We start from the raw sequence: 17,697 nt of genomic DNA on the forward strand, positions 1-17,697 counted from the left end.
GGCGTCAGATCGCCTCACTGGCGGGACTGGCTCCCTTCACGCGGCAATCGGGCAAGTGGCGCGGCAAGAGCTTCATCAGCGGCGGGCGCGGCAAGGTTCGGGCCGTGCTGTTCATGGCTGCCCTCGTTGCGGCCCGTCACAACCCGGTCCTCAAAGCGTTCCGCGATCGTCTCGTTGAAGCCGGAAAGCCGAAGATCGTCGCCATCGTCGCGACAATGCGAAAGCTCCTCACCATCCTCAACGCCATCATCCGCGACAGCAAACCATGGAAAAGCGCTTGACTGACAAGACAGTCGCTCTCCCCGCGGGGGAGAAGGGGAAAACGGCAAAGTCGAATTCCATATGCGATAGCCCTGGCGCTCAGGGTGAGGCGATGTTCCGCGGCGACAGCGCGACGCGGCGCTCCCAGATAACGAGGACCATGCTGGCGGCGACGATGAGGAAGGCGCCGATGAAGACGTTGAGGGCTGGGATTTCCGCCCAGATGGCATAGCCGTAGACGAAGGCCCAGATCAGGCCGGTATATTCGACCGGCGCCAGCGCGGAGGCCGGCGCGTAGCGAAAACCCTCGTAGAGCAGGAACTGCCCGAGCGTCGCCACGAGGCCGAGCGCGAACATCAGCATCCACCCTTCCGCATCTGGCGTCTTCCACATCCAGGGGAAGGTGGCCGCACAGGCGATGCCGAAGAGCAGGCTGGTCGCGAACATCTGCGTGAGCGTGCTCTCGCTGCGGCTGACGAGGCGGATGAGGATGGTGCTCCAGGCCCAGCAGAAGCCCGCGACGAGGCACATGGCGGCGGGGATGAGGTTGGGCGAATGGGACGGGTTGGCCGCGATGATGACGCCGACGAAACCGCCGACGCAGGCGATCCAGCGGCCGGCGCCCACCGCCTCCTTGAGCACGAGGATCGACAGGAACACCGTGATGATCGGCGCGGAGAAATAGAGCGTGGTGAGTTCCGCGAGACCCAGATAGCGCGCGGCATTGTAGTAGAGCAGCCAGGCGACGAGCATCAGCGCGGCGCGCAGCACGACGGTTCCGCGATAGGGGCTCTTCAGGATCGAGGGGTGGCGGTAGACGCGGATCAGCACGCCGGAGACCAGCACGATGACGAGGCTTCGCACGAACAGGATCTGCGGAACCTCGTAGGTCGCCACCATCCATTTCACCAGCGCATCCTGCATGGCGAAACAGGCATAGCCGGCCGAGGCCAGCGCAATGCCGGCCAGCGGTTTCGTGTCGATCAGTCCGGAACTCATGATGGCCTCAAGATGTCATGCCTTTTTGCCCGTCAAAGCCCGGGGCCAGGCCGAATGGCGCTTCCATCGCTGAAGCGCGCCAGCCGGAAACGGTGGAGACGATGGCCGGGATCGTTGCCCTGGATGAGATCCGCGACGACGCGCCCGATGCCCGGCCCGATGCCGAAACCATGGCCGCTCATGCCGGTCGCCACGAAGAGGCCGTCGATGGCCTGCGCGCGGTCGACGATAGGCACGACATCCGGCATGGCATCGATCATGCCCGCCCAGGTCGTGCGCAGCGAAACCGGCCCGATCTGCGGGAAAAGCGCCTGGAAGTCGCGTTCGATCGCGTGGAGGCGGGCGTTTTCCGGCGCGGGATTAAGGACCCGCATCGCCTCGAAGGGGCTCGGGCCGTCCGGCGTCCAGTCGCGCGGCGTCGTCCAGCCGTCCGGAAACGCCGTCGGCGCGGCGAAGCGATAGCGCATGCCGAGCGGATTGGCCTTCAGGACGGGGAGATATTTTGGCGCATGCCGAAAGGCGTCCGGGCCAAGCGCGAGCTGGCTGCTGCCGCCCGGTGCCAGCGTGTAACCGCCATCCTGCCGGCGCCGGAAGGCGATTTGCGCATCGGCCGCCGCACCCGCATGGATCTCCGGCAGCGGCCCGGTGGCGGCCACGGTGGCGCGCACGCTGAGCTGCGGAATGGAAATGCCGTGCTTGCGCAGGAAGAGCGACGACCACGCGCCGCCCGCGACCAGCACGCTGGACGTTGCGATGAGGCCCGCCTCCGTCCACACGCCGCTGACCCGGCCGGCCGAAAGCTCCAGCGCGCGTGCGGCGCAGTTTTCCACGATCCTGACGCCGTGGCGCACGGCAAGGCGGGCGAGCGCCGGCACGGCGATCCACGGCTCGGCGCGCATGTCGGAGGGCGTGACCATCGCGCCGGCATAGCGGCGTGCGGCGCCCTCGAAGAGGCTGGCGGTCTCGTCCCCATCGATGAGGCGGGTGTCGAGGTCGTGCTCGGCGGCGATCTTCATGAAGGCGTCGAAGCCGGCGAGGTCCTTTTGCGACCGGGCGAGATAGGTCACACCCGTCCGGTTCAGGCCGATATCCTCGCCGCTTTCCTCGGCCAGCGCCCGCCAGAGGCGGCAGGCCTCGATGACGATCGGAAGCTCGTCCGCATCGCGGCCCTGCTTGCGGATCCAGCCCCAGTTTCGCGACGACTGCTCGGCGGCGATGCGTCCCTTTTCCACCAGCGTGACGGATATGTTCCGCTTGGCCAGGAAGAGCGCGGTGGTGACGCCGATGACGCCGCCGCCGATGATGACCACATCGGACGCCTGCGGCGGCGGCCCGGGATAGCGGATGGGATCGGCCAGGGAGAAGGGAAAGGTGAGCACGGGATGCATTCTGGGGCAGGAGAGTCGCTGCCTTGGCAGTACCAGATAAACCGCCGCCAAACTACTGGCTTCCGCTCGGATTCGCGCCCCGGAATGCTGCCGGTCACGGTGGGACGATGCGCTCGACCGCCGTCGAAAGCGCGATCATGCCGCGGCGGTGTTCGGTGCCGGCCTCATGCAGGAACAGGCCCTTGGCGATGCCGTCATACATGTCGATGAGCGCGCGTGCCACCGCGCCGGGCACGCCCTCCTCGGCCAGCAGCGCGGCGCGGCGCTCGGGGGGAACCAGCGCCGGCACCACCGGGCGGCCGAGAGCCTGCGCGAAGGCCGCGGCCACGTCGCCGGCGCTCCAGTCCTGCGGCCCGGCGATTTCCACCACGCGCTTGCCGGTCCAGTCTTCGCCGAGCAGGGCCGCGGCGGTGCGCCCGACATCGATCGTGCTGACCATGGCGATCTTCTGGGCGGGGTCAAGGAAGGAGGGCAGCACGCCTTCGGACAGGGCCGCACCCGCCACCTCGCTCCAGGTCTCGACGAAATAGCCCGAGCGCAGGAAGGCGGTCGCCGGCGCGGCGCCGTCCAGCAGCGTCTCGAACCGGTTGAGGGTGGCGATGATGCCGGTGCCGGCGGCATGCTGCGCGCCGATGGACGACAGGATGACCGCCTTGGGCAGATGCGCCCGCCGTGCTGCCTCGGTCAGCGCCGCGCCGAGTTCCTCCGTGCGCGCAAAGGGATCGCCGCTCATCGGCGGCGGATTGAGCAGGAACGCACCCGCCGCACCCTGCAACGCTTCCGCCAGCGCATCGGCATCCTCGATATGCGCGACGGCCACCTCGGCGCCGAGCGCCCGCCATTTTTCGCCCTGTTCCGCCTGCCGCAGGACGACGCGCACGGCCTCGCCGCGGTCGATGAGGGCGCGGGCGGTCTCGCCGCCGGCCCGTCCGTTTGCTCCCAGCACGACATACATGTTTGCCTCCTTCGGTTGTTGGATGGAGGAAAGCTTAAGCGCGGCATTTCCATGCGTCCAATGCATGGTATATATAGTCACCATGCACCAAGTGGATTTACGCCGGATCGATCTCAACCTGCTGGTGGCGCTGGAAGCGCTGCTCGACGAGAGGAACGTCACGCGCGCCGCCCACCGGCTTGGCATGAGCCAGCCGGCCGCAAGCCGCGCGCTCGGGCGGTTGCGTGCGCTGTTTTCCGATGCGCTGCTGGTCGAAGGGCCGGGCGGCTATGTCCTCAGCGCCCGCGCCGAGGAGATGCGCCCGCTGCTGCAAAGGATTCTGGCGGGCGTGGGGGAAATGCTGGCGGCGAATGCGTTCGAGCCTGCGAGCGCGACGGGCCGCATCCGGCTTCTCATGGCCGATCTCCAGGCGACCGCGCTGGCACCGCACCTGCTCGCCCGCCTCGCCCGCGAGGCGCCCTCCCTCGACGTCGATATCGTCGCGCCCGGCACCAACGGTTTCGAGGCGCTGGAGCAGGGGGCGGCGGAGGCCATGGTGGCGCTGGTCGAGGACGCGCCGGCCGGCATCCAGCGGCGCGGCCTCTATGACGAGGAACTCGTGACGCTGATGCGGGCGCAGCACCCGGCCCTTGCCGAACCCCTCACGCTCGACCGCTTTCTCGCCCTTGAGCACATCGTGGTGAGCGTCACCGGCGTCGGGCCTGCGCCGGTGGACGAGGCGCTGGCGCGGCTGGGACGGACGCGGCGGGTGAAGCTGCGCGTGCCGAACTTCCTCGCCGCCGTCGAGATCGCCGCCCGCTCCGACCTCGTCATGACGCTGCCGTCGAGCCTCGCACGCGCGGCCGCCACCATGGGGCGCTTCATCTCGCTCCCGCCGCCGCTCGATCTTGGCCGCTTCACGATGAGCCTCGCCTGGCACGCGCGCCAGCAGGATGCGCCGCGCCACATATGGCTGCGGCGCGCCATCGTCGCGGCGGCGGCGGATATGGCTTCGGGGAACGGGGCCGGAGGGTAGGGACCGGTTCAGCGGCCTTGCAGGAGCGCGATGTCGCGGATCGGCGGATTGCCGAACAGCCGCCTGTATTCGCGGCTGAACTGGGTGACGCTTTCATAGCCGACGCGGAAGGCCGTGGTGCCGGCATCGAGCCGCTCGGTCAGGAGAAGGCGGCGCGCCTCGTGCAGCCGGATCTGCTTCTGGTACTGCAGCGGGCTCATGCGCGTGATGGCGTTGAAATGGTGGTAGAAGGTCGACACGCCCATGCCGGCCATATCCGCCAGAACCTCGATCGAGGCCGGTTCGGCATAATGCGCGCGCAGCCAGCTGATGATGCCCGCGATCCGGTTGTGCTGCGTGCCATGCCGCGCGATCTGGCGAAGCTGCCCGCCCGCCGGCCCGACGAGCAGGTGGTAGATCACCTCGCGCAGCACCATGCGGCCGAGGATTGGGATGTCACGCGGCACATCCGCAAGGGCCGCCAGCCGCAGGATCGCGTCGAGCAGGCCGGCCGTCACCATGCCGATCGTCATGCCGGTGCCGGCATCGCTTGTGGCGATGCCCTCCAGGTCGATCTCGGCGCCGACCGCCTGCACCGCCGCAAGGTCGAGCTTCAGCATGAGCGACAGGAACGGATGCGCCTCGCTGCCGTCGAGCACCTGCGCGATCGTCGGCAGGTCGACGGAGGTCAGCATGAACCGGCAGGCATCGTACTCATAGACATTCGCGCCCACCATCACGCGCTTGCGCCCCTGCACGACGAGCGAGAGGCTGGGCTCGTAGAAGGCCGACGCGGGGTCGCAGGCCGAGCCGCGGCGATAGAAGGACAGGCCGGGAACGGCGGACTGGCGGTCGTCCGCGCCGGCGAGATCATGCAGGATGCGGTCGGCCAGCCGGGCGCGCGCGATCGCCCTCTCGTCGGGATGGCCGGCCGGGCTGTGTTTCTTGTCGTCGGGGCGCAACATGGCGGGCAGAGTAGCGTCGCACCCGCCCGGCAGCAAGCGGCCGGGCGGCGGGCAAGAGGATTGGGCAACAATCCGGAAGGATTGAGCTACCGCGGCGGGCAGGCTGCGGCTAGCTTCTCCCCATCTTCCCGAATGTGAACGGAACCTCCCCATGCAAACGACCGGATACGCCGCCTACGACGCGGACACACCCCTTGCCCCCTTCTCCTTCGCCCGGCGCGAGCTGCGCGACAACGACGTGGCGGTCGAGGTGCTCTATTGCGGCATCTGCCACACGGACCTGCATATCGCCAAGAACCTCTGGAAGGACTGGTTTCCGACGAGCTACCCGACCGTTCCCGGCCATGAGATCGTCGGGCGCGTCGTCGAGGTGGGCAAGGACGTCACGCGCCATGCCGTCAGCGACCTCGTCGCCGTCGGCACCATCATCGACAGCTGCCAGCATTGCGACCAATGCCGCCGGAACGAGGAGCAGATGTGCCGCCAGGGGCCGACGCTCACCTATGGCGGGGCGGACCGGATCGACCGCAGCATGACCTATGGCGGCTTTTCGAAACATATGATCGTGCGCGACAATTTCGTGCTCAAGCTGCCGGACGGGCTGGATGCCGCCCGCGTCGCGCCGCTGCTTTGCGCCGGCATCACCGTCTATTCGCCGTTGCGGCTGTGGAATGTCGGCCCGGGCAGCCGGGTCGGCGTCGTCGGGATCGGCGGCCTCGGCCATCTCGCCGTCCGCTTTGCCGCAGCCCTCGGCGCCAGCGTTACCGTCATCACGCGCTCGGCGGCGAAGGGCGAGGAAGCGCAAGCGCTCGGGGCCGACAGCGTGCTGATCTCGACCGCGCCCGACGCCATGGCGGCCGCGGCATCGTCCTTCGACGTCATCATCGACACGGTGCCCGTCGGCCACGACATGTCGCCCTATATCGACCTCCTGGATGTGGAGGGCGTGCTGGTGATCGTGGGGGCGCTCGATACCATGAAGGGCTTCAGCTCCCTGCCGCTCATCACCGGGCGCCGGCGCATCACCGGTTCGCCCTCGGGCGGCATCGCCGAGACGCAGGAAATGCTCGATTTCTGCGCCAGGAAGCAGATCCTGCCCGATTGCGAGATCATCGAGATGCACGAGGTCAACGACGCCTTCGACCGGCTGGAGCACGGCGACGTCCGCTACCGCTTCGTCATCGACATGGCATCGCTCGCCGTGGAATAGGCCTTCACGCCCGGCAATGCTGCTCCCAGTCGACAAGCATCGACAGAATTTCCAGCGAATCGGATAGGCGCGGCGCCGGGCGGGGTGGCCGCGTCGCTCCATCGGCAAGGCAGGCTTCGACCGTGCGGAGCTGGTAGTCGAAGGCATCGCCATCGGCCTCGACGATGATCTCCTCGACAGTGCCGTCGTGGTCGCGGATTTCGATCCGCGAAGGCCCGGCCTGCGGCAGCCAGGGATTGGCCGGCAGGCGCAGGCTCGCCTTCTCGCCATGCACGGCGAAATCGTGGGTCAGCCCATAACCGTCGCTGCATTGCAGGCTGGCCAGCACGCCGTTTGAGAAGCGCGCGGTCAGCGCCGCATCGATAAGGTTGCCGTTCGGAGCAGCGTTGCCCAAGCCCGTCACTTGCCGGGCGGCGAAGGCTTGTGGTCCGCAGGCGGCCTGCACCACGAAATGCAGCAGCGAGACCGGATAACAGCCGAGATTGAAGAGCGTGCCGCGCCCGGCCGGATTGGCGACGCGCCAGATATCGGCGGCGTAGAAGCCGGTAATGGCGCGCAGCGCACCGAGCCGGCCGGAGGCGAGGATCTCGCCCAGCCGCGCCGTCAGCGGGTGGGAGAGATACATCAGCCCTTCCATGAAGAAGATGCCGCTATCCTCCACCGCGCCTGCCAGTGCCTGCGCATCGGCAAGCGTGGTGGTCAGCGATTTTTCGCACAGCACCGCCTTGCCGGCCTTGGCGGCGGCAATGACCGCCTCGTGGTGCACATGGTTCGGCAGGCCGACATAGACGGCATCCACGTCGGGATCGGCGAGCAGCGCCGTGATGTCGCGGTAGGTGCGGGTGACGCCGTGGCGGGCGGCGAAGGCGGCAAGCCGGCCTTCGTCGCGTCCGGCGACGGCCTGGATGCGCGAGGCCGGGCTTTTCGCAATCGCGCCGGCCATGGTGTCGGAAATGAAGCTCGTGCCCAGAATGCCCCAGCGCAGCATGGTCGCTCCTATCGGTTGAGATCGAGGAAGGCGCTTGCCACGGCGCGGTCGATATCGGCGGGCACGGGCACGAGGCAGGCGTCTGCGCCCAGCGTGCGGCCTGCCACCCGCTCCAGGCAGCGGGCCTGCATGGCAAAGCCCAGATCCATCGCCTCGATGCTGTTGCCGAGCGGGCGCGGGCCGGCGAGATTGGCCATGTGCCCGGCCGCAAGCAGGTGGATGCGTCGGCCGTCCGCAAGGATAATCGTCTCGATGCCGTCTTCGGGCGACGATGCCACCGCGGCGACCGCGGGATCTGCGACGAGGCCGTCGCGGTCGATCTCGTGCGGAAAATGGCCGCCGTTCATCAGGATGACGCCGTCCTTCAACAGCGGCAGGTCGGCGGCGGTGACGATGCCCGGATGGCCGGTGACGGTGACGATCACGTCGGCCGCGCGGATGGCATCTGCCCGATGCGGTGTGGAAAACCCGTCGAGATGGGCCTCCAGCGTCGTCACCGGATCGATATCGACGACGCTGACGGCGCTGTAGCCCTGGCGGAAGCAGGCGGCGGTGCCCTTGCCGCAGGCGCCGTAGCCGAAGACGAGCACGCGCTTGCCGTTTGTCGAGCGGTTGGTGAAGCGCAGGAAGCTTTCGAACAGGCTCTGGCCGACGCCATGGCGGTTTTCGGCAAATTGCTTGATGGGGCTGTCGTTGATGACGAGGATCGGCCGCGCCAGCCTTTCGCGCAGCGGCGCCAGCCGCGTGCGGCCGGAGGTGGTCTCCTCCGTGCCGCCGATCAACCCGTCATAGGGGCGTTCGAGGAAGCGCGCGAAGAGATCGCCGCCATTGTCGAGCAGCAGGTCGGGCTTTTCGTCGAGAAGCGCATCGATGAAACCGTGATGCGCGCCGGCATTGCGGGTCTGCTCGCCGATGATGGCGATGCCATTGTCCGCGAGGAAGGCGGCGGTCGCCGGCTGGGTGCTGTTGAGGTTGCCGGTCGCAACCACCCGCGCGCCACCGGCCTTCAGCGTCAGGAGCAGCGCGGCGGTCTTCGGCTCCAGGTGGATGGCGGTGCCGATCGTCAGGCCGGCAAAGGGCTGCGTTTGCGCAAACTCGGCCGCGATGCCGCGGAGCAGGCGGCAGCCCGATGCCACCCAGTCGATGCGCGAAAATTGCGGGTCCTGTTGCATGTTTCCCCTATCCGGTCTCGTGGTTCGATCCAGATAGAACTTTCCGCCCGCCCGGCGGCAGGGACATTATTCTGCGCTGCCGGGCAGTTTTCCTGCGCCCTCCCGCGTCAGCCAGGCCCGGAGCGCGAGGATCGCCTTGCCCTCGGCGTCCATGGCGCGGCAGCACAGGCGGTAGCCGACGGGCCGGGCGACGAAGCCGAGCGGCGCGACGAGCGCGCCTTCCGCCAGTTCGCGCTCGATGGAGGCGCCGGGTGCTGCGACGATGCCGAGCCCCGCTTTCGCGGCGGCGATGGCAAGCTCCAGCGTCTCGGTCTCGAAGCGCTTGTGGAACCGCAGGGGCGGCGTGCCGCTTTCGCGGAACCAGTCGTCGAGGAGGTATGCGACATCGCGCGCGACGATGGCGACGGCGGCCGACGCCTCGCCGCCGTCCACCGCGCTTTGCAGCTTGGCCGCCTCGGCCGGCGTTCCGACAAGGCCGAACTCGTCCTTCATGAAGCCGAAGGCGGCGATATCGGGCAGCGGCCGGTATTCGCCGCCGACGATCAGCGCGTCGAGGTCGGGCCGGTCGGCCAGCGTGAAGGCGACGTCGACGGGGATGATGTCGATTTCCAGCGCCGGCAGGTCGGCCATCAGCCGCGGCAGGCGCGGGATTAGCCAGTTCGCGGCGAGCGGCATGGGGGCACCGAGGCGGATGCGCCGGCGCCGCTCCGCATCCGTGATCTCATCGGCCGCGCGTGTGAGAATATCGAGGGCAACGGCGACGGCGTCGGCGAAACGCCGGCCGGCATGGGTGAGCGCCACCCGTCCGCCCTCGCGGCTGAGCAGGGCGACGCCGAGGCTGTCCTCCAGGCTCGCCATCTGCTGGCGCACGGCGCCGGGCACGACGCGCAGCTCTTCCGCCGCGGCCCGCAGGCTGCCGCGCCGCGCCACCGCATCGAAGGCGCGCAGGGCATTGAGCGGCAGGGCTGTCGCCGCGCGCGGTCTGCCTCCCGGCAGGGACGGGGCGTCCTTCGCAGCCATGGTTGCCTCTCCTTCGCAAAGCTTCAGGAGTCTTTGCCATGGCCGGCGCGCGGGCAGAAGCGATTTTCGCTACTGGCGCTGGAGCGTGATCCGGCTCGTCGTCACCGTCTTGCCCGAGGCGGGGTCGCGGTCGGTGGTCGTGAGGGTCAGGCCGTCATTGCCGGCTTTCGCCACGGAGAGGCTTGCGCGCCGGTCGCCGTTCACCTCCTTGGCCCAGCCGATGGCGAGGTTCAGCGTATCGCCCCGGCGCTTGCCGGACAGCGATGCCGGCCCGGAGCCTGCGCCGATATAGGAGCCGCGATAGGCGCCGCCGAAAATCTTCAGGTCGACGCCGACCGCCCTCGACACAACGAGCAGGCCGCGGCAGCGCCCCTTGAGCGACAGCGAATTGCCCGATGCCGTCGAGGTGAAGGTGCAATCGACGTTGATCGGCTCCTTGTTGGTGCGCAGGCGCACCTGGCCCTGGCCGGCATACTGGCCCTCAAGGCCGCCCAGGAACTGTTCTTCGCTGGCATTCGCGCCCGTGGAGAGCAATATCGGCGCACAGCAGGCCAGCATGGCCGGAATGATGCGATTCATGATGTTTCTCCCAAAACCGGAGTAAGGCTGCTGGCGTAACCGCCAGAGACCCCGCGAAGTTCCCCCGAACTTGATATCCCGTCCGGCATTGCGCAACATAAGCCCGCATGGAGCGGCGAAACCGGGTGAGACGACATCGTGAATGAGAAGAAGCCCCCGGGCGCAAGAGCCGGCGCCGCGAAGCAGACGACCGGCCGCATGACGCGGGAGGCCTGGATCGAGGCGGGCATCGAGGCGCTCGCCGCGGAAGGCATCGCCAATGTGAAGATCCAGGTGATGGCCAAGACGCTCGCGGTGTCGCGGTCGAGTTTCTACTGGTTCTTCGCCGATCTGCAGGAACTGCACCGGGAACTGCTGGACTATTGGCTGCGCAAGAACACCAGCCCGATCATCGAGCGCGCCCTTCGCCCCGCGCAAACGGTGACGAAGGCCGTGTGCCACATCTTCGAATGCTGGGTGGACCCTGCGCTGTTCGATCCGCGGCTGGACGCGGCGGTCCGATCCTGGGGGCAGGTGGATGCGGCCGTGCGCAGCGTCGTCGACCAGGCGGACGACCAGCGCGTCGATGCCGTGGCGCGCATGTTCCTGCGCTACGATTATCCGCAGCAGGAAGCCTTCATCCGCGCCCGGGTGCTGTATTTCACGCAGATCGGCCACTACACGCTCGGCATGCGCGACGACCGCGACATGCGGCTGCGGCTCCTGCGGCCCTATCTCCTCAGTTTCACCGGGCGCGAGGCGCCGGACGACGAGGTCGAGGCTTTCGAAAGCCTGGTGCTGCGCGTGCAGCCCGACGGTTGACAATGGACAGGCCTGTACGGCCGCAAATCCTTCCCACCCGTCAGTGATGGCGGCGAACGCGCTTTCGACCGTTGCAGCCCGTCGCACTCTTCTGGACATCAGTGTCCAGATGTTTTATTGAGACCGTGGGATCAATCAAAAACGCGGCCTTGAAGGCCGGTTCCGCCATGCAGGGGCAGCGCATGAAGCAGCACTCAGCCTTCCCGGTTTGCCGTTGCGCGCTGGCGCATGCGGGCAAGGGCGCCGCGCGATGACGCGGCATTATTCGGCCCTCTCGCTGCTGAAGGAAGGCCTGAGAAGCCAGCAGGGATGGCAGCAGGCCTGGCGCTCGCCGGAGCCGAAACCGCGCTACGACATCCTCATCATCGGCGGCGGCGGGCATGGGCTGGCGACGGCCTATTACCTCGCCAAAGTGCACAATATCCGCAACATCGCGGTCATCGAAAAGGGCTGGCTCGGCGGCGGCAATACCGGGCGCAACACGACGGTGGTCCGCTCCAACTATTTCTTCCCCGAAAGCACGGCGCTCTACGACCTGGCACTGCGGCTCTACGAGACGCTCGGCCGCGACCTCAACTACAATATCATGCTGTCCCAGCGCGGCATCGTCACGCTCGCCCACAGCGAGGCGGAGATGGAGATGGCGGCGCGCACCGTCAACGCCATGCAGATCAACGGCACGGATGCCGAACTGTTCGGCGTGGACGAGGTGCGCCGCGTGCTGCCGCTCCTGAATTTTTCGCCCGAGGCGCGCTATCCGGTTTTCGGCGGGGTCTGGCAGGGCAGGGCCGGCACGGCGCGGCACGATGCCGTCGCCTGGGGCTATGCCCGCGCCGCCGACCGGCTGGGGGTCGATATCATCCAGTCCTGCGAGGTGGAAGAATTCCTTGTCGAGGGCGGGCGCTGCCGCGGCGTGAAAACCAGCCGCGGCGAGATCCGCGCCGAGCGCACCGCCATGGTCGTCGCCGGTCATTCCTCGCATCTCGCGGCCAAGGCCGGCTTCCGCCTGCCGATCACCTCCTATGCGTTGCAGGCCTGCGTTTCCGAGCCGATCAAGCCGGTGCTCGACACCGTCGTGCTGTCGCCGGGAACCGGCACCTATGCCAGCCAGTCCGACAAGGGCGAACTGGTTATCGGCGGCGCGCTCGACCGCGTCCCCTCCTATGGCCAGCGCGGCAACCTGCCGATGCTGGAAGGCGTCGTGTCGGGCCTGCTCGAAATGTTCCCGAGCTTCCGGCAATTGCGGCTGATGCGGCAATGGGCCGGCATCGTCGATGTCACGCCGGATTCCTCGCCCATCCTCGGCGAAAGCCCCCTGCCGGGGCTCTTCCTCAATTGCGGCTGGGGAACGGGCGGCTTCAAGGCGATCCCGGCCGGCGGCACGCTGCTCGCCCATCTGCTCGCCACCGGAAAACACCACGATGTCAGCCGGCCCTTCGATCTCGACCGCTTTGCGCGCGGGCGGCTGATCGACGAAGCCGCCGGCTCCGGCATCGCGCACTAGAGCAAATCCGGCGGACCGGACTTGCTCCAGATTTTTGTTTGTACCGCATTGTCCGACGCCGAAGCGACGCTCCGGCTGGAAATGCTCCAGGAGACCGCCATGCAGCTTTTTCCCTGCCCCTTCTGCGGCCCGAGAAGCGAGACCGAATTCCACTTCGGCGGTGACGCCGGCAACCGGCGACCCGAGGGGTTTCGCGCGGTGACGGATGGCGAATGGGCGGCCTACCTGCACGAGCGCAACAACCCGCGCGGCGCGGCCAGCGAAATCTGGATGCACATGACCTGCGGCGAAGTGTTCCGCATGGAGCGCGATACGGTGCATCACGGCGTGGCGCAGGCCTTCGCCCTTTTGGAAGGAGGCGGCGATGACGGCTTGGCGCACTGAGGGCGGCACGGCCATCGACCGGACACGGCCGCTGCGCTTCACCTTCGACGGGCGAAGCGTCGCCGGCTTTGCGGGCGATACGGTCGCCTCGGCGTTGCTCGCAAGCGGCGTCTCGATCGTCGGGCGCAGCTTCAAATATCATCGTCCGCGCGGCCTCTGGGGTGCCGGCGTCGAGGAACCGAACGCGCTTCTCGACATTGCGGGCGGCATGCCGAACACGCGCGCCACGCAGGTTCTCGCCGCCGATGGCCTCGTAGCGCGCAGCGTGAATGCCGAGCCGAGCGCGGAGAAGGATCGCCATGCCTTCCTCGACGCCTTTGCCCGCTTCATCCCGGCCGCCTTCTACTACAAGACCTTCATGTTTCCCGACTGGCACCTGTTCGAGCCGCGCATCCGCCAGATGGCGGGCCTCGGCACGCTGGACGAGAGGGTGCGCGCGCCGGCCTTCGCCGAACAGGTCAACCATCATTGCGACGTGCTGGTGGTCGGTGCCGGCCCCGCAGGCCTTGCGGCGGCCCGCGACGCCATGCGCGCCGGCCGGCGCGTCGTGCTCTGCGACGACGGCCGGCAGGCGGGCGGCAGCCTGCTCTTCCGCGCGGCGACGATTGAAGGAAAACCGGGCGCAGCCTGGGCCGCGGATGTGGTGGCGGAGCTGGAGCGGGCCGGTGCGCTGGTGCTGGCCGGCACGACGGCCTTCGGTATCTATGACCACCACCTTATCGGCCTGAACCAGAAGGGCGAGGGCGGCGCGCCCGACCGGCTCTGGCGGGTTCGCGCGAAATCCATCGTGCTTGCCACGGGCGCCATCGAACGGCCGCTGCCCTTCGGCAACAACGACCTGCCTGGCATCATGTCGGCCGAGGCCGCGCTCGTCTATCTCCGGCGCTTCGGCGTCGCCGCCGGGCGCCAGGTCGTGGTGGCGACGAACAACGGGCTGGCCTATGAGACCGCGCAGGCGCTCTCGGCCGCCGGTGCCGATGTCACGGTCGTCGACTACCGGGCCGATGCCCCGTCGCCCGAGGGGCTGCGGGTGCTCACGGGCCGCACCATCGTCAAGGCCAGCGGCCGGGGCGCCGTCAGCGCCGTGCGGCTGTCCGACGGCAGCGTGCTGGAGGCCGATGCGGTGCTCGCCTCCGGCGGCTTCACGCCGACCGTCCACCTCTATTGCCAGGCGCAGGGCAAGCTCGACTGGCGCGACGACATCCTCGCCTTCGTGCCCGGCCGGCCGGTGGACGGCGTCGAGGTGGTGGGGGCCGCCGCCGGTGACTTTTCGCTGCCGGCGGGGCTTGGGGAGGGCGCGGGCCAAGACCTCGGCATCGTCGCGGCCTGGCCGAAAGCGCGGGCGAAGGAGCGCGTCTGGATCGACCTCCAGAACGACGTGACGGCCAAGGACGTGGAGCTCGCCGTGCGGGAAAATTTCGTCTCCGTCGAGCACCTGAAGCGCTACACCACGCTCGGCATGGCGACCGACCAGGGCAAGACCTCGAATGTCAACGGCCTGGCGCTGGTGGCCGAATTGACGGGCCGACGCATTCCCGAGGTGGGCACGACGACCTATCGCCCGCCCTTCACGCCGGTTCCGCTCGCCTCCTTCGCGGGTGCGCGCTCCGGCACGCGCATGAGCCCGCTCCGCCGCCTGCCGCTGGAATCCGAGCACCGGGCGGACGGCGCGACCTTCCGCGAATATGGCGGCTGGCTGCGGCCGGCCTTTTACGGGGATGGTGCGCCGGAAGACCGCATCCAGGCGGAGGCGAAAGCCGCGCGCACGGGCGTCGCGCTGTTCGACGGCTCGCCGCTCGGCAAGATCGAGGTCATCGGGCCGGACGCCGCGTCCTTCCTCGATTTCATCTATTACAACACCATGTCGACGCTCGCCCCCGGCCGTTGCCGCTACGGCTTCATCCTCTCGGAAGCGGGCAATATCTACGACGACGGCGTGCTGGTGCGGCTCGACGAAAACCGCTTCGTCGTCTCCTGCTCCTCCTCGCATGTGGCGGGCGTGCATGCCCTGCTGGAGGAATGGCGTCAGGACCGTTTCGACCGCCGGCGCGTCTTCATTCACAACGCGACCGCCGAAATGGCGACGCTGACGGTGACCGGCCCGCAATCGCGCGCGCTTCTCGAAGCAATCGACCTCGACCTGGACGACGCCGCCCTGCCGCACATGGCCGTCGCCATGGGCCGTTTCGAGGGGCAGGCGGTGCGCATTGCCCGGGTCAGCTTCACCGGCGAACGCTCCTACGAAATCTCCGTGCCGGCCGACCACGCCGCTTCTCTCTGGTCAAGGCTGAGGCGGGAAGGGCAGGCTTTTGGCGCGACCTTGCTGGGTCTTGAGGCGCTGATGGTGCTGCGCGCGGAGAAGGGCTACATCGTCATCGGCAAGGACACGGACGGCACGAGCCGGCCGATGGATTTTGGGCTTACCGCGCCGCTGGAGAGGAAGAAGGTCGAGTTCATCGGCCGCCGTTCCCTGGTCACTGAAGATGCCGCGCGCCCGGACCGCCGGCAGTTCGTCGGGTTGGAGGCGATCGACGGCGCGGGTGTGCTGCCGACCGGCGCGCATGGCATCCAGCACTTGGCCGGCACGCCGCGCAGCATCGGCTATGTCACGTCGAGCTATTTCAGCCCCGCGCTCCAGCGGCCGATCGCGCTCGGGCTGATCGAGCGCGGCCTCGATCGCATGGGCGATATCATCGAGTTGCAGCATTTGCGCGAGGTGCGGCGCGCCCGCATCGTCGCCGCCTGCGCCTTCGACGCCGAAGGAGGCCGCCTCCATGCTTGACAATTCCCGCAAGTGGCGGCCCGAACCGGACTGGGCGAGCGCCCGCCTTGCGGGCCGCACGATCCAGCTTCGCGCCGTTACCGGCCTGCCGCAACGCCTCGTCAGTGGCGACCTCGACCGCTTCCTCGCCGGGCATGGTCTCGGCAAGGATGTCGGCGCGCTCGGCCTCGCCACGGGCGCACGCTATGCGGTGCGCCTCGCCCGCGACCGCCTCCTTGCGGTCGGCATTCCCGTCGATGACGGCTGGCACGATGCGGGATATGCCGTGACAGGCGCCGGCTCGGCCTTGCGGGTCTTCGAGGCGCGGGGAGATGGCATCCGCGATCTCCTGGCGCGCGCGACGACGATCGATGTCGACAATCCGGGGCCGTGCGCCGCCCTGTCGTTTTGCGGCGTGACGGCGGTCGTGTATTTTCACGAGGACACGCAGACATTGCGCATCCACGCCGACCGGGGGCTTGCCGCCTATCTGTGGGAATGGTTCGAATGCCAGCCGCTGCTGTCGGCGCGATAGGTGTTTTTTGGAAGGAGCAGCCGCGCTGGTGCGGCTGCAAAGAGGGAGTTGAGAATGAAGAAGATCCTGATTATCGGCACGGCCATCGGCCTGCTCATGGGTAGTGCCGCCCGCGCGGAAGACCTGACCTTCGCCGTGGCGGGTCCGCTGACCGGGCCGCTCGCCACGATCGGCGACCAGTTCAAGCAGGGCGCGCAGGCCGCCGCGGACGCCATCAATGCCAAGGGCGGCGTGCTCGGGCGCCAGATCAAGCTCCAGTTCGAGGACGACCAGTGCGACCCGAAGCAGGCCGTCTCGGTCGCCAACCGGATCGCGGCGAGCGGCATCAAGTTCGTCGACGGCCATGCCTGCTCGGGCTCCAGCATTCCGGCGTCGGCGGTCTATGCCGAAAACGGCACGCTGATGATGAGCCCGGCCTCCTCCAACCCGGTCATGACGGACGATGCGGCCGCCAAGGGCTGGACCAACATCATGCGCCTCTACACCCGCGACGACGCCCAGGGCGCCTTCATCGGCCCGTGGATCGCCAAGGAATATGCCGGCAAGAACGCCGCCGTGCTGCATGACAAGACGGCTTACGGCCAGGGCGTGGCGGATGCGGTGCGCGCCACCATGAACGAGAACGGCCTGAAGGAAGTGCTCGCCGAGGGCATCAATGCGGGCGAGAAGGACTATAACGCGCTCGTCACGAAGCTGAAGGACGCCAAGGTCGATGTCGTCTATTTCGGCGGCTATCACCCCGAAGCCGGCCTCATCCTGCGCCAGGCGGCGGAGCAGAACTACAAGTTCCAGCTGATCATGCCCGATTCCATCGCCTCGCCGGAATTCTGGCAGGTCGCAGGCCCGGCCGGCGAAGGCACGCTGTTCGTCTTCCCGTCCGATCCGCAGGCCAAGCCCGAAGCAAAGGAAGCCGTGGAAAAGATTTCCGCCGGCGGCTTCAAGCCGGAAGGCTTTACGCTCTTCTCCTACGCCGTGATCCAGGCCTTCGCTCAGGGCATCGAGCGCGCCGGCTCGGACGACCCGACCAAGGTTGCCGAGGCGCTGAAGAACGGCCAGTCGATCGACACCGTCGTCGGCACCATCACCTTCGACGAAAAGGGCGACCTGAAGGACGCCAGCTACGACATCAACCGCTGGCACGACGGCAACTACGCACCGATCAACAAGTAAGGGCTGTCCTT

Annotated in this window: 17 protein-coding genes; 9 read left to right on the forward strand and 8 right to left on the reverse strand. The window is 68.1% G+C overall.

The annotated features are described in order from the left end of the window. On the forward strand, positions 1 to 281 hold a 281-nt coding region (locus AC1RWL_RS28925; protein ID WP_493096987.1), incomplete at its 5' end, for a transposase. 79 nt (positions 282 to 360) lie between these two features. Here the strand turns inward: AC1RWL_RS28925 and AC1RWL_RS28930 are convergent. From AC1RWL_RS28930 to AC1RWL_RS28940, 3 genes are all read right to left on the reverse strand, one after another. Next, positions 361 to 1,260 (reverse strand): DMT family transporter, encoded by a 900-nt coding sequence (locus tag AC1RWL_RS28930; protein ID WP_256119166.1) that lies wholly within the window; start codon positions 1,258 to 1,260, stop codon positions 361 to 363. Positions 1,261 to 1,292: 32 nt separating this feature from the next. Beyond that, complete coding sequence (locus AC1RWL_RS28935; RefSeq protein ID WP_493096986.1) at positions 1,293 to 2,639, reverse strand: NAD(P)/FAD-dependent oxidoreductase; 1,347 nt, start codon at positions 2,637 to 2,639, stop codon at positions 1,293 to 1,295. Between the two features lie 103 nt (positions 2,640 to 2,742). Beyond that, complete coding sequence (locus tag AC1RWL_RS28940; RefSeq protein ID WP_493096985.1) at positions 2,743 to 3,603, reverse strand: NmrA family NAD(P)-binding protein; 861 nt, start codon at positions 3,601 to 3,603, stop codon at positions 2,743 to 2,745. 82 nt (positions 3,604 to 3,685) lie between these two features. Here AC1RWL_RS28940 and AC1RWL_RS28945 point away from each other — a divergent pair, with 82 nt between their 5' ends. Further along, the gene (locus AC1RWL_RS28945) at positions 3,686 to 4,618 is read left to right on the forward strand and encodes a LysR family transcriptional regulator (RefSeq protein ID WP_493096993.1); all 933 of its coding nucleotides are present in this window, start codon (positions 3,686 to 3,688) and stop codon (positions 4,616 to 4,618) included. An 8-nt stretch (positions 4,619 to 4,626) separates the two neighbouring features. Here the strand turns inward: AC1RWL_RS28945 and AC1RWL_RS28950 are convergent, their stop codons facing one another. After that, positions 4,627 to 5,562 carry an AraC family transcriptional regulator gene (locus AC1RWL_RS28950; protein WP_493096984.1) on the reverse strand — a complete coding sequence of 312 codons (936 nt, stop codon included), beginning with the start codon at positions 5,560 to 5,562 and terminating at the stop codon, positions 4,627 to 4,629. Positions 5,563 to 5,713: 151 nt separating this feature from the next. On the opposite strand from AC1RWL_RS28950, the gene AC1RWL_RS28955 reads away from it, so the two are divergent. Beyond that, complete coding sequence (locus AC1RWL_RS28955; protein ID WP_493096983.1) at positions 5,714 to 6,772, forward strand: NAD(P)-dependent alcohol dehydrogenase; 1,059 nt, start codon at positions 5,714 to 5,716, stop codon at positions 6,770 to 6,772. A gap of 4 nt (positions 6,773 to 6,776) precedes the next feature. On the opposite strand, the gene AC1RWL_RS28960 is transcribed toward AC1RWL_RS28955, so the two are convergent. The 4 genes from AC1RWL_RS28960 to AC1RWL_RS28975 all read right to left on the reverse strand — a co-directional run bounded on the left by AC1RWL_RS28960 (position 6,777) and on the right by AC1RWL_RS28975 (position 10,531). Beyond that, positions 6,777 to 7,760: a Gfo/Idh/MocA family protein gene (locus tag AC1RWL_RS28960; RefSeq protein ID WP_493096982.1), complete on the reverse strand. Its 984-nt coding sequence runs from the start codon at positions 7,758 to 7,760 to the stop codon at positions 6,777 to 6,779. Between the two features lie 8 nt (positions 7,761 to 7,768). Continuing rightward, positions 7,769 to 8,932: an adenosylhomocysteinase gene (locus tag AC1RWL_RS28965; RefSeq protein ID WP_493096981.1), complete on the reverse strand. Its 1,164-nt coding sequence runs from the start codon at positions 8,930 to 8,932 to the stop codon at positions 7,769 to 7,771. Positions 8,933 to 8,998: 66 nt separating this feature from the next. Continuing rightward, on the reverse strand, positions 8,999 to 9,952 hold the full coding sequence (locus tag AC1RWL_RS28970) for a LysR substrate-binding domain-containing protein (protein WP_493096980.1): 954 nt from the start codon (positions 9,950 to 9,952) through the stop codon (positions 8,999 to 9,001). 69 nt (positions 9,953 to 10,021) lie between these two features. Further along, positions 10,022 to 10,531 (reverse strand): hypothetical protein, encoded by a 510-nt coding sequence (locus AC1RWL_RS28975; RefSeq protein WP_493096979.1) that lies wholly within the window; start codon positions 10,529 to 10,531, stop codon positions 10,022 to 10,024. Positions 10,532 to 10,669: 138 nt separating this feature from the next. On the opposite strand from AC1RWL_RS28975, the gene AC1RWL_RS28980 reads away from it, so the two are divergent. The 6 genes from AC1RWL_RS28980 to AC1RWL_RS29005 all read left to right on the forward strand — a co-directional run bounded on the left by AC1RWL_RS28980 (position 10,670) and on the right by AC1RWL_RS29005 (position 17,686). Continuing rightward, positions 10,670 to 11,332, forward strand: coding sequence for a TetR/AcrR family transcriptional regulator (locus tag AC1RWL_RS28980; protein ID WP_493096978.1), 663 nt, complete (start codon positions 10,670 to 10,672; stop codon positions 11,330 to 11,332). Between the two features lie 250 nt (positions 11,333 to 11,582). Beyond that, the gene (locus tag AC1RWL_RS28985) at positions 11,583 to 12,836 is read left to right on the forward strand and encodes a sarcosine oxidase subunit beta family protein (RefSeq protein ID WP_493096977.1); all 1,254 of its coding nucleotides are present in this window, start codon (positions 11,583 to 11,585) and stop codon (positions 12,834 to 12,836) included. Positions 12,837 to 12,935: 99 nt separating this feature from the next. Continuing rightward, a complete protein-coding gene (locus AC1RWL_RS28990; protein ID WP_493096976.1) occupies positions 12,936 to 13,220 on the forward strand; it encodes a sarcosine oxidase subunit delta in 285 nt (94 codons plus the stop codon). Continuing rightward, on the forward strand, positions 13,201 to 16,002 hold the full coding sequence (locus AC1RWL_RS28995) for a 2Fe-2S iron-sulfur cluster-binding protein (RefSeq protein ID WP_493096975.1): 2,802 nt from the start codon (positions 13,201 to 13,203) through the stop codon (positions 16,000 to 16,002). Before AC1RWL_RS28990 ends, AC1RWL_RS28995 begins: the two co-directional genes overlap by 20 nt. Further along, positions 15,995 to 16,516, forward strand: coding sequence for a hypothetical protein (locus AC1RWL_RS29000; protein ID WP_493096974.1), 522 nt, complete (start codon positions 15,995 to 15,997; stop codon positions 16,514 to 16,516). The genes AC1RWL_RS28995 and AC1RWL_RS29000 overlap by 8 nt, the downstream gene beginning before the upstream one ends. Before the next feature lie 54 nt (positions 16,517 to 16,570). After that, on the forward strand, positions 16,571 to 17,686 hold the full coding sequence (locus AC1RWL_RS29005; protein WP_493096973.1) for a branched-chain amino acid ABC transporter substrate-binding protein: 1,116 nt from the start codon (positions 16,571 to 16,573) through the stop codon (positions 17,684 to 17,686). The last annotated feature ends 11 nt before the right edge of the window (positions 17,687 to 17,697 follow it).

The sequence above is a fragment of the Shinella sp. GW821-FHT10F02 genome, from assembly GCF_058809275.1.

Bases quoted from the DNA above. Each gene is read 5' to 3' on its own strand.
- AC1RWL_RS28930 (WP_256119166.1), bottom strand. From the start codon at position 1,260: ATGAGTTCCGGACTGATCGACACGAAACCGCTGGCCGGCATTGCGCTG.
- AC1RWL_RS28940 (WP_493096985.1), bottom strand. From the start codon at position 3,603: ATGTATGTCGTGCTGGGAGCAAACGGACGGGCCGGCGGCGAGACCGCC.
- AC1RWL_RS28945 (WP_493096993.1), top strand. From the start codon at position 3,686: ATGCACCAAGTGGATTTACGCCGGATCGATCTCAACCTGCTGGTGGCG.
- AC1RWL_RS28950 (WP_493096984.1), bottom strand. From the start codon at position 5,562: ATGTTGCGCCCCGACGACAAGAAACACAGCCCGGCCGGCCATCCCGAC.
- AC1RWL_RS28955 (WP_493096983.1), top strand. From the start codon at position 5,714: ATGCAAACGACCGGATACGCCGCCTACGACGCGGACACACCCCTTGCC.
- AC1RWL_RS28960 (WP_493096982.1), bottom strand. From the start codon at position 7,760: ATGCTGCGCTGGGGCATTCTGGGCACGAGCTTCATTTCCGACACCATG.
- AC1RWL_RS28965 (WP_493096981.1), bottom strand. From the start codon at position 8,932: ATGCAACAGGACCCGCAATTTTCGCGCATCGACTGGGTGGCATCGGGC.
- AC1RWL_RS28970 (WP_493096980.1), bottom strand. From the start codon at position 9,952: ATGGCTGCGAAGGACGCCCCGTCCCTGCCGGGAGGCAGACCGCGCGCG.
- AC1RWL_RS28975 (WP_493096979.1), bottom strand. From the start codon at position 10,531: ATGAATCGCATCATTCCGGCCATGCTGGCCTGCTGTGCGCCGATATTG.
- AC1RWL_RS28985 (WP_493096977.1), top strand. From the start codon at position 11,583: ATGACGCGGCATTATTCGGCCCTCTCGCTGCTGAAGGAAGGCCTGAGA.
- AC1RWL_RS28990 (WP_493096976.1), top strand. From the start codon at position 12,936: ATGCAGCTTTTTCCCTGCCCCTTCTGCGGCCCGAGAAGCGAGACCGAA.
- AC1RWL_RS28995 (WP_493096975.1), top strand. From the start codon at position 13,201: ATGACGGCTTGGCGCACTGAGGGCGGCACGGCCATCGACCGGACACGG.
- AC1RWL_RS29000 (WP_493096974.1), top strand. From the start codon at position 15,995: ATGCTTGACAATTCCCGCAAGTGGCGGCCCGAACCGGACTGGGCGAGC.
- AC1RWL_RS29005 (WP_493096973.1), top strand. From the start codon at position 16,571: ATGAAGAAGATCCTGATTATCGGCACGGCCATCGGCCTGCTCATGGGT.